General features: G+C 45.0%; 10 protein-coding genes and 1 pseudogene. 8 read left to right on the top strand and 3 right to left on the bottom strand.

What is annotated here, in order from left to right:
• The first annotated feature begins 41 nt into the window (after positions 1-41).
• The 3 genes and pseudogenes from prpF to lptG all read left to right on the top strand — a co-directional run bounded on the left by prpF (position 42) and on the right by lptG (position 3713).
• A pseudogene (gene prpF / locus B5J93_RS06505) lies at positions 42-1207 on the top strand (2-methylaconitate cis-trans isomerase PrpF).
• Between the two features lie 119 nt (positions 1208-1326).
• On the top strand, positions 1327-2628 hold the full coding sequence (locus B5J93_RS06500; RefSeq protein ID WP_115237028.1) for an LPS export ABC transporter permease LptF: 1302 nt from the start codon (positions 1327-1329) through the stop codon (positions 2626-2628).
• Complete coding sequence (lptG, locus tag B5J93_RS06495; protein ID WP_079325647.1) at positions 2625-3713, top strand: LPS export ABC transporter permease LptG; 1089 nt, start codon at positions 2625-2627, stop codon at positions 3711-3713. Before B5J93_RS06500 ends, lptG begins: the two co-directional genes overlap by 4 nt.
• Here lptG and B5J93_RS13320 read toward each other — a convergent pair.
• The 3 genes from B5J93_RS13320 to B5J93_RS06485 all read right to left on the bottom strand — a co-directional run bounded on the left by B5J93_RS13320 (position 3693) and on the right by B5J93_RS06485 (position 6559).
• Positions 3693-3914, bottom strand: coding sequence for a hypothetical protein (locus tag B5J93_RS13320; RefSeq protein WP_143823499.1), 222 nt, complete (start codon positions 3912-3914; stop codon positions 3693-3695). The two genes, lptG and B5J93_RS13320, sit on opposite strands and share 21 nt — an antisense overlap.
• A gap of 69 nt (positions 3915-3983) precedes the next feature.
• On the bottom strand, positions 3984-5261 hold the full coding sequence (locus tag B5J93_RS06490; protein WP_079325646.1) for a CapA family protein: 1278 nt from the start codon (positions 5259-5261) through the stop codon (positions 3984-3986).
• An 83-nt stretch (positions 5262-5344) separates the two neighbouring features.
• Positions 5345-6559 carry an anhydro-N-acetylmuramic acid kinase gene (locus B5J93_RS06485; RefSeq protein ID WP_228144889.1) on the bottom strand — a complete coding sequence of 405 codons (1215 nt, stop codon included), beginning with the start codon at positions 6557-6559 and terminating at the stop codon, positions 5345-5347.
• Positions 6560-6831: 272 nt separating this feature from the next.
• On the opposite strand from B5J93_RS06485, the gene B5J93_RS06480 reads away from it, so the two are divergent.
• From B5J93_RS06480 to B5J93_RS06460, 5 genes are all read left to right on the top strand, one after another.
• Positions 6832-7245, top strand: coding sequence for an ACP-like domain-containing protein (locus B5J93_RS06480; RefSeq protein WP_079325644.1), 414 nt, complete (start codon positions 6832-6834; stop codon positions 7243-7245).
• A 101-nt stretch (positions 7246-7346) separates the two neighbouring features.
• The gene (gene tyrS, locus B5J93_RS06475) at positions 7347-8552 is read left to right on the top strand and encodes a tyrosine--tRNA ligase (protein WP_079325643.1); all 1206 of its coding nucleotides are present in this window, start codon (positions 7347-7349) and stop codon (positions 8550-8552) included.
• On the top strand, positions 8552-8875 hold the full coding sequence (locus tag B5J93_RS06470) for a hypothetical protein (RefSeq protein WP_079325642.1): 324 nt from the start codon (positions 8552-8554) through the stop codon (positions 8873-8875). Before tyrS ends, B5J93_RS06470 begins: the two co-directional genes overlap by 1 nt.
• Entirely contained in the window at positions 8866-9099 is a 234-nt protein-coding gene (locus B5J93_RS06465) for a DUF1653 domain-containing protein (RefSeq protein WP_079325641.1), read from the top strand. The genes B5J93_RS06470 and B5J93_RS06465 overlap by 10 nt, the downstream gene beginning before the upstream one ends.
• Positions 9096-9494 (top strand): FKBP-type peptidyl-prolyl cis-trans isomerase, encoded by a 399-nt coding sequence (locus B5J93_RS06460; protein ID WP_079325640.1) that lies wholly within the window; start codon positions 9096-9098, stop codon positions 9492-9494. Before B5J93_RS06465 ends, B5J93_RS06460 begins: the two co-directional genes overlap by 4 nt.
• Positions 9495-9794 lie beyond the last annotated feature (300 nt).

Genomic DNA, 9794 nt, shown 5'->3' with positions numbered 1-9794 from the left:
TAAGGGATACAGTTGCTACACACACCAAAAGGAACTTAATAATGCAAACCCCAATCCCCGCCACTTATATGCGTGGCGGTACTTCAAAAGGCACTTTTTTAATTTGGCGGATTTACCCAAGCCTTGCCAAGTAGCAGGGCAGGCACGAGACGCATTTTTGCTCCGAGTGGTTGGCAGTCCAGACCCCTACTGCAAGCAAATTGACGGGCTAGGGGGCGGCTCATCAAGCACTTCCAAAGTGGCGATTATCTCACCAGCAACGGATGGCACACACGATGTCAATTATCTGTTTGGGCAGGTAGCGATTGATAAGGCGATGATTGACTGGTCAGGCAACTGTGGCAATTTGACAGGGGCGGTGGGCAGTTTTGCGATTTTTAATGGATTGATTTCTAAGGATAAAATCCCAGAAAACGGCATTTGCACCGTCAAAATTTATCAGCAAAATATCGGTAAAACCATTATTGCTTATGTACCCATCAAGGACGGAGCGGTGGTAGAAACGGGCGATTTTGAGCTGGACGGCGTAACTTTCCCTGCCAGCGAGATTAAAATTGAATTTATTGACCCTGTGGACGACACGGGCGAGATGTTCCCCACAGGTAATTTGACTGATACGCTTGTCGTGCCTGATGTGGGCGACTTTACCGTAACGATGATTAACGCAGGCATTCCCACGATATTTTTGTACGCTCACGAGCTTGGGCTTTCAGGCACAGAAAAGCAAGCCGACATTAACACGAATGGCGAAATTCTCGCCAAATTAGAAAAAATCCGTGCTTACGGTGCGGTCAAAATGGGCTTAATTGATGATGTGAGTGAGGCGGTCAGCCGTCAGCACACGCCCAAAATCGCTTGGGTTGCACCGCCTACCGACTATGTCGCATCCAGTGGCAAAACCGTCAAAGCTGATGACATTGACCTACTTGTGTGGGCGATGAGTATGGGGCAACTGCACCACGCAATGATGGGGACGGCAAGCGTGGCGATTGGCACGGCAGGGACGATTGTTGGGACGATTGTCAATGAAGTGGCGGGCGGACAAGCCTTATCGGAAGTGTGTTTTGGACACCCGTCAGGGACACTCACGGTGGGTGGACAGTCTGAATGCGTAAATGGCAAATGGGTGGCTCGTAAAGTATCTATGAGTCGTTCGGCAAGACGGCTGATGGTGGGGAGTGTGTTTGTGCCTGCTGATTGTTTTTGATAGATTAAAATGCATATAAATGAAGTCAGCCTAAACCCCCAAAGCAAAAAAACTTTGGGGTTTGTGTTTTAAACACTTGTCGTTATTTTTAGCAAAACCCATGAAAATTTGCTATAATAATGCATTTTTATCATCAGTCTAGTACCGTGATTTTACGCCGATACATGATACGCCAAGTTGCCACGACCACCGCCCTTGTACTGGGGTTTTTGGTGGTCATGCTTTTGGGTGGTCGCTTGATACGTTATTTTGGCATGGCTGCCGAAGGGGGGCTGGATGTCGGGGTGCTGTGGACACTCATCGGCTATAATTTGCCTTATTTTTTGGAATTGATTTTTCCTTTGTCCTTTTTTATTGGGCTTATGCTGGTATTTGGGCGACTCTATGCCGACCATGAGATGGCGGTACTAAACGCAGGTGGGATAAGTCGTGGCATGGTATCAAGATGGCTGATACCGCTTGTGCTTGTGGTGTTTGTGGTGCAGGGTTTTATTACGCTCGTTGGTAAGCCGTGGGGGGTGGGGCGTGCCACCAACATTTGGCAAGAACAATCAGTGGTGGAGATTTTTGATTTAATTCGCACCAAAGAGTTCATCAGCAGTGGCGACTATCATCTGTATGTGGGTGAAGTGGGCGATGAGCGTGAATTTTTAAAAGATGTCATCGTCATTCAGATGAATGATGGCAAGCAAGCAGAGCATACCAACACACCGACCACGCAGACCGCCATAGAGCAGGGCGACCCGCTACACGCTGACAACCTAGACACGAGCAAAATCCCAAGCCAGCTACTATCTGACAAAGACACCATTATCCTAGCCAAATCCGCAACCCAAGTGCCAACCGCCTCGCATGATGGTTCGGTGGTGCTTGACTTGCACGAAGGTCGGCGGTATGAAGTGGATACCGCCAGTCGTCAGTACAGCCAAGTGGGCTTTGGGCGATATCGCATTCATCTGACGGGCAAAAGCGAGAGTCAAGGACGCCCGATGAAGATAGAAGGCATTGCCACAGGTGAGCTTTTGAGTGTGCGTGGGGTGCAAGGCGAGATAACCCTAAAAAACAGCACGTTTAGCCCACAGCAGGTGCGTGCCGAGCTCGGTTATCGTTTGTCGTTGCCGTTTTTGATGATTATCGCTGTGCTGCTTGCCACACCGCTTGCGACCGTGCGACCCCGTCAAGGCAGATGGCTCAAACTCATTCCTGCGATTTTTGTATTTGTGGCGAACGTGCTGATTTTGATTTCCCTAAAAGAGAGCATTGCCAAGGGCAAGATTGGCGTGTACATCTATCCTGTGGCATTGGTGTTGTTCATCGCTTTTGCCTTGTATCTAAATTATCATGGCCGTATCATGGCACAGCTTCGCCGAAATCGCATCAGTCGCCAAGGTCATCAGCAATCAGAGCGGGGGGTATCATGAAAGCATGGATTTTGCCCCGTTATGTCATCCGCGCGGCACTGTTTGCCATGATGGGAGCGGTGGTGGGGCTGTGGCTACTACAAATGGTGTTTGCGTATCTGTCGGAGCTTGAAAATTTGTCCGACACTTATACTTTTAAGGACGCACTTGCTTACATCATGTACCGCTCGCCTTATTTTTTGGTGCAGTTTATCCCCACGGGGGCACTCCTTGGGGCAGTGGTGGGACTGGGTTTGTTGGCAGGCAATAGTGAGCTTGTGGTCATGCGAGCGGGCGGAATCAGCGTGTATCGCATCATTGGTTATGCGATGTTACCTGCGTTTTTGTTTGTGATGATTTCGCTGGCGGTTAATCAGTTTGTTTTGCCTACCACCAATGACAAAGCCTCACAAGTTGCCAATCATTTGCCCAATAAAAAGCTATTTACGGTCAATGGCTATTGGGCGGTGAATGACACCGAGCAAGGGCAGGAGATTGTCTATATCAGCTATGCCGACTCGGATGGCAAACTGGGGGCAACCAAACGCTACTATCTGGACAAAGGGGCGAATCTCACGGGGGCGACCCGTGCAGGCAGTGGCGTGTTCCATGAGCAGGTAGGCGATGATTATCAGTGGCAACTGACTGACGTGGCACAGCTGACCGTGGGCGATACGGGCGTCTCTCGCAGTTTTGATATGCACAAGACCTTATCACTGCCCCTTGCCCCGAGTGATGTTCATCTTTTGACCAAAGAGGCCGAAGATTTGTCTTTGACCGACCTGTATGCTCATCATCAGCTCATGAGTCATCAAGGCAAACGCTCGTTACGCCATGAAGTCGCCTTTTGGCAAAAACTCTTATCGCCCTTTGCCGTGTTGTCATTGGTGCTGGTGGCGTCGTCCTTTGTGTTTGGGTCGTTGCGTTCGCAGGGCTTGGGACTTCGCATTGTCATGGCGTTATTGACAGGGCTTTTGTTTAGTTATTTGACCGATTTGACAGGGTTTGTGGCACTCGCGACAGGGTTCTCCCCGTTTTTTATGGCACTGTTGCCGATTATCATTAGTGCGGGCATGGGGGTTTATCTACTCCAAAGACGGCAATAAAATGGGGCGAATTTTTCGCCCTTTGTTATTACCATTATCACAAATCGTAAAGTATATATACCCTAAGAACTTCAAAATTACCATAAAGTTGATTTCGAGTGTAAGGTGCGTACCACGCACCATTAATAGATCTAGCCCAAAGCGGTGCGTATTACGCACCTTACAGCTTGTGGCAGTTTTTGGGTTCTGTGAGTATAACACACCATTTAGCTTTTATTTGCCTCAAAACCAATGTTGGTAATGTTGAAGTTTGATGGTATGTCTAAGAATTTACCTTGTGATTTTATTATTACTAAACTTTAATCCGCTATTAGGAAAATCAAGTTCGGTTAAGCGTTTTAATTCGCCAAAGGCACGATTTTGCTTGTCAATTCTAAGCCCATGTTCTTTGGTTTGATAAATCGAAACAACATCAGCCGAAACAAATTTACCATCTTTTTGCATGGTTACATTAATAATGGGAGCAATGCCATTTAAGCCACGCACATTAAATGCCCCATAAGTATTAAAATTACCCAAACTATATGCGATAAATCGGTCTTGATAAACTTCCACCGCTCGGGTAATATTAGGGCCATGCCCGATGACAATATCCGCCCCCATATCAATCAAACTGTGTGAGAATTTATAAACATCGCCCCGATTTTCATTTAAATACATCTCAGTCGTTTTGGGTACTCGGGTATGCTCCGCTCCCTCTGCTCCGCCATGAAAAGAGACGATGACAATATCCACTTTTTTGTCAAGTTCTTTGACATATTTTTTGGCGGTTTCTAAGTCATTGATAGAGAGCGTACCGATGTTTGGGGCAAAGGCGACCATGCCGTATTTTACGCCATTTTTGGTAAAGGTGGTGGCGGGTTTGGATAAAAGACCTGCATAATAAATACCGACATCGGCAAGCGTGGCTTTGGTGCTGTTACGTCCGATGTCGCCAAAGTCGCCTGTGTGGTTATTGGCAAGACTTAACACATTAAACCCAGCATCCTTGATGATTTTGGCGTAGCGGGTTGGCATACGAAAGGCATAGCAGGTCATGGGTTTGGACTGACCTGTCTCAGGGTCGATGGTGGGGGCATTTGGGCATTTGGTGGAATTGCCTTCATCTAATAATACGCCCTCCAAATTTCCAAAAACCACATCACCCTTTAAATAAGGTTTGACATATTTAAAACTATCACGACCATCATTAGGCGGTAAAAATCCAACATTTGGAAATGATGAACCTATCATAATATCGCCCACCGCCACGATATTAACAAATTCATCATGGGTATTTATCTCGTCATTTTCGCCATAGCTTACCCACAAATCATCATCACTAATCACCACTTCATCGCTGACAATGGTGTTATTGTCGTGTGTGGGATTATATTCAAAATCATCATTAAATTTATTGGCAAAATAACTCACGGCATTATTTTTATAAGTGCTGGCAGTATCGCCTAAGGTGGATAATTGTTGGGAGATGGCGTTTTGGGTTTCGGCACTGCATGACTGACATAAGACGCTGGCGATGATAAAAGACAATAATGATATTTTTGACATAATCATTTCCTAAAATATTAAACTGTATTGATATAAAATGGGTGTTGGTAAATTACCTGTTTATTTTAAACTTCTTGTAAATCCTACCCAAAACACACCGTCCCAAGAACCACTTCTTTATCCGCCCCTGTAACGCTTGGCAGATTGGCAGGTTGCCCCAAGATGGTCTGACGAGCCAGCCACGCAAAACACGCACTTTCCACCCAAGTAGGGCTAATGCCCACCACTTCGGTGGTATTGATTTGCCAATTTGCTAAATGCACTTGTAAGCGTTCCAGTAAATAGCCATTGTATGCCCCACCGCCACACACATATAAGTGATCGATTTGTTTGTCAAATTTACCAATCTCACACCCTGCGGTCAAGGCGGTAAATTCGCATAAGGTGGCTTGTACATCTTGGGGAGAAGTGTCAAAGTTTGTTAAAATGCTGTCCAACCAGTCCAAATTAAACTCCTCTCGCCCTGTGGATTTGGGGGCGGACTGGCTTAAAAATGGGTGTTTTAACAACTCATCTATCAAAGGCACGTCAATCTTACCGCCCCTTGCCCAGTCGCCATTTTTATCATAAGATTGCCCCAAATGGCGAGCCGTCCAACCGTCCATCAAGAGATTTGCCACACCCGTATCATAGCCGATAACCTGCTCGTCCAAATTGGCATTTAGTACCGTGATGTTGGCAATCCCACCCAAATTTAAAACGACAACACCCCAGCCAAACACCGCCCTGTGAAAGGCGGGCACTAAGGGAGCTCCTTGACCGCCCACCGCCATATCTCGTCTGCGAAAATCTGACACCACCGTAATGCCTGTCCGCTCGGCAAGAATGTTGGGGTCAAGCAGTTGCAAACTAAACCGCCATTCAGGACGGTGGCGGACGGTCTGCCCGTGTATGCCAATGGCGATGACTTCATCGGGCAAAATGCCAGCTTTTTCAAGGAGTTCCATTACCGCCTGAGCTGATAATTCGCCATAGAGCCGACTTGCCAAACCCCAAAAATCAAGCTCACTAAACTTTTCAAACTCGCCTTGTGCTAGGGCATTTGTGCCGTTTGGTGTGCAAAGGGCAGTTAGGATTTGATGGAGTTCTTTTGGGAAAGCCTTGCTGTGGGTGGCAACCAAGTCCACCTTTAAAAAACCGTCAGTATCATCAAATTGGCACAGCACCACATCAAGGGCATCAAGGCTTGTACCGCTCATCATGCCGATGTACAGTCCGTCTTGGCTGTTGTCTAACATATTGCATTGGGAGTCGTGGACGGCAAGTTTGTCTAAAAAATCATCAAAATCGGCGGTCATTGCGATTATTCCAAGATAAAAACGGATTAAATTTTAGCATATTTTCATACACTTTAACATAAATGCCCAAATCTCATTTAAGTTGTAACCAAAAATTTCAAAACCAATTAACAGAACATCAATCCTTAACAGCTGATAATAATTCTTTACCAAATTATTATACCAATCTACTTTAATTGCATTATAATAGCACCACAAGTTAAGCAAAAGATGATGTTTAAAAAAACTTAACTTGTGTTAATTTTTACGAATTTATTTTATAAGGCATTATTATGAAACTTAAAGTTATTTCTTCTGTTTTTGCTCTTGTTGCTACAATGGGTGTTGCCCACGCTGACGATTTGATGGACGCACGCACTGCTGATGAATCTGCCGTGAACAAACGCCAAGTTACCTACCAATGCCAAGGCAAAAAATCCATTAAAGTTACCTACGGCTTTAACAAGCAAAAACAGCCTACTTACGCACAGGCAACTTTAAATGGCAAATCTCGCTTTATGCCGATTAACCTTGCTCACTCAGACAGCGTTGGTACACGCTTTGGTGATGACAACAATTTTAGCTTGGGAGCGTCCGCCATTACTTTGGCAAATTATCACAAAGTAGGCGTGGACACCATTCAAGACCCAGCCAGCAATATTTTATATAAAGACTGCAAAGTCAAATCAGTAAAAAAAGTGCGTTAATTTTTACTCCAAAAATAGCCGTACGCTTGTATGGCTATTTTTTATTTTTTTATAAAAATTTATGTTAGAATAGGATATTTTTACAAAAAAGGTAATATCAAATGACCCAATTCAAATCCCCCCAAGAACAACTTGAACTTTTAAAGCGTGGCGTGGTTGAGATTTATTCCGAAGAAGATTTGTTAAAAAAACTCGCCAAAGGTCGCCCCTTGCGTATCAAACTCGGTATGGACCCCACCGCCCCTGACCTGCATTTTGGGCATACAGTCGTGCTTAACAAACTGCGTGCCTTTCAAGAATTGGGGCATGAAGTGCTGTTTCTTATCGGCGACTACACCGCCCGCATTGGCGACCCGTCTGGCAAAAACGCAACTCGTCCGCCCCTATCCGAAGAGCAGGTCAAGGCAAATGCTGAAACTTACGCCAAGCAAGTCTTTAAAATCCTAGACAAAGACAAAACGACCATTATGTTTAACTCTGATTGGTTTTCCAAAATGAGTGCAGTGGACATGATACAGCTCGCCAGCCAGCTTACTGTGTCTCGTATGCTTGAACGTGATGACTTTTCAAAACGCTACAACAGCCAAACCCCAATCGCCATTCACGAATTTTTGTACCCCCTTGTGCAAGGCTATGACAGCATTGCCATGGAAGCCGATGTGGAAATTGGCGGAACTGACCAGACCTTTAACGTGCTGATGGGGCGTACTCTACAAGGACGCTATGGCAAAGAGCCACAGGTGTGTCTGACCATGCCTCTTTTGGAAGGCTTGGACGGTGTACAAAAAATGTCCAAATCGCTTGGCAACTACATCGGCATTGACGAGCCTGCGGGCGTGATGTACCAAAAAATCCTATCCATGCCCGACACGCTCATCGCTCGCTATTTTGAGCTTTTAAGCTTTAAGCCAATGAATGAAGTGAACGCTCTGCTTGATGAAATGGCAAACGGTCGCAATCCACAAGAAATCAAAAAAATCCTTGCGTATGAACTGATTGAACGATTCCACGACAAAGAAAGTGCGGAAAACGCCCATAAATCGGCGGGCAATCGCTTGGCGGACGGTGAGTTGCCGATTGATTTGCCAGAAGTTACGCTAAGCATTGATGGGGATAAACTCTTTATCGCCCAGCTATTAAATCAAGCAGGATTGGTCAAAAACTCCGCCCAAGCCAAAGACGCTCTAAAAAACGGTTCGGTTAAAGTGGACGGTGCTGTCGTTGGGGCGGATTTTGCCATAGAAAAAGGGCAAACGGTGGTGGTACAGGCAGGGAAGAAGGCTTATGCTAGGGTGAGTGTGTTGTAATGAATTGCAAGATTGAGATTTTAGTGGTAATGCTTGTTGGTTGTTTATTGACGGCTTGCACAAATAAACCTGTTGATGAAAATCGCCAGCAAGCAAGCGAATATATTGTTAATTCTGAAAAGAATGTGCAAAAAGCCTATTGGAAAAACCCCAAAACTTTAATTTTGGAAATCAATAGTCAAAATAAGCACGAAACAACATTGGCATTGATTTTTTACTGCGATCATTTGCAAGCACTGTACGGTCTAGAAAACCAAAACATTACAATTAATGCCATTTCTACACACAATAACCAAAAATTGGCTTCAGAAAAATGCTCCTAGTTCTCAATGAAATAAAGCAAGGCATCTACCGCCATTATAAAGGCAATCTTTATCAAGTCCTACACACCGCCCGCCATTCTGAAACCGAAGAATGGCTGGTTGTTTATCGTGCCTTATATGGCGATTATGGCGTATGGGTGCGACCTTTGGCGATGTTTTGTGAAAGCGTAACGATTGACGGCAAGACCTTACCTAGATTTGAGCTTATTAAGGAATTACAATGACCGATTTTAGCATTACCGACCTTGTCGTAGGCGATGGCAAACCTGCCGAACGCGGAGCGTTAATTACCGCCCATTATACAGGCTATTTGGCGGACGGTACGGTGTTTGACAGCTCGCACCATCGTGGGCAAGTCTTTGAGACTGTGATTGGCACGGGGCGTGTGATTAAGGGTTGGGATTTAGGCGTATTGGGGAGCGAGATTGGCGAAAAACTGCTTGCCAAATGGGGTATAAGCGTGGATTTGCCAGCGTGCGAGCCGATGAGAGTTGGCGGAAAAAGACGGCTCATTGTTCCTGCTTTTTTGGGCTATGGCGAGCGTGCGGTGGGTAAGATTCCGCCCAATTCGGATTTGGTGTTTGAGATTGAGCTGATTGATGTTAAGACAAGGGGCTAAATATTTATAAAAATCAATAACTTATAAATATTTTTAAAAAATTACTACAAAAAGACTTTACAACCCAAAACTATCCTGTATAATACGCACCACTCAGGCAGACAAGCTAATCAAAAACTTGTTTACTTTCAATAACTTAAAAATAACTTAAAGTTGATAAAAATGATGTCAAAACAACATCATAAAAAACTTTAAAAACTTTAAAAATTTTGAAAAAACCGCTTGACATTAAATTTAAACAGCGTATAATACGCACTCATTCGCTGGACGACAGACGAATCACTATTTAAAAACATACTA

The organism is Moraxella equi (genome assembly GCF_002027555.1).
Classification (GTDB): Bacteria; Pseudomonadota; Gammaproteobacteria; order Pseudomonadales; family Moraxellaceae; genus Moraxella; species Moraxella equi.
This window is presented reverse-complemented; position numbering and strand designations above follow the sequence as displayed.

Excerpts from the sequence above, each read along its gene's own strand:
- B5J93_RS06465 (WP_079325641.1), top strand. The coding sequence starts at position 8,866 with ATGCTCCTAGTTCTCAATGAAATAAAGCAAGGCATCTACCGCCATTAT.
- B5J93_RS06480 (WP_079325644.1), top strand. The coding sequence starts at position 6,832 with ATGAAACTTAAAGTTATTTCTTCTGTTTTTGCTCTTGTTGCTACAATG.
- B5J93_RS06485 (WP_228144889.1), bottom strand. The coding sequence starts at position 6,559 with ATGACCGCCGATTTTGATGATTTTTTAGACAAACTTGCCGTCCACGAC.
- tyrS (WP_079325643.1), top strand. The coding sequence starts at position 7,347 with ATGACCCAATTCAAATCCCCCCAAGAACAACTTGAACTTTTAAAGCGT.
- B5J93_RS06500 (WP_115237028.1), top strand. The coding sequence starts at position 1,327 with ATGCATTTTTATCATCAGTCTAGTACCGTGATTTTACGCCGATACATG.
- B5J93_RS06490 (WP_079325646.1), bottom strand. The coding sequence starts at position 5,261 with ATGTCAAAAATATCATTATTGTCTTTTATCATCGCCAGCGTCTTATGT.
- B5J93_RS06470 (WP_079325642.1), top strand. The coding sequence starts at position 8,552 with ATGAATTGCAAGATTGAGATTTTAGTGGTAATGCTTGTTGGTTGTTTA.
- B5J93_RS06460 (WP_079325640.1), top strand. The coding sequence starts at position 9,096 with ATGACCGATTTTAGCATTACCGACCTTGTCGTAGGCGATGGCAAACCT.
- lptG (WP_079325647.1), top strand. The coding sequence starts at position 2,625 with ATGAAAGCATGGATTTTGCCCCGTTATGTCATCCGCGCGGCACTGTTT.